The 230-nt window shown below is 38.3% G+C and carries 1 protein-coding gene; it reads left to right on the top strand.

Annotated elements, in window-relative coordinates:
* On the top strand, positions 1 to 230 hold a 230-nt coding region (locus tag AAEZ03_RS29145; protein WP_350583501.1), incomplete at both ends, for a RepB family plasmid replication initiator protein.

Raw genomic sequence — 230 nt, 5'->3', positions numbered from 1 at the left:
AAAGAAGCTGAAGAAACCCTATTTAATAGACGTTTTACCTACCTTGATGATAATGGTAAGCCGATTAAAAGCCGTTGGTTGCAGCAGGTACAATATCATGATGGTGAGGGCGCAATAGAAATAGTATTTACTCTTGCTGTTGTAGAAGGTATCAGCCGTATCAATGGCTTAGAACAGTTTTTTACCTCGTATTTGCTAGAGCAAACGACACAGTTTGATAGTGTTTATTC

It is taken from the genome of Pseudomonas sp. HY2-MNA-CIBAN-0224, assembly GCF_040310285.1.
GTDB classification, from domain to species: Bacteria; Pseudomonadota; Gammaproteobacteria; order Pseudomonadales; family Pseudomonadaceae; genus Aquipseudomonas; species Aquipseudomonas helleri.
This window is presented reverse-complemented; position numbering and strand designations above follow the sequence as displayed.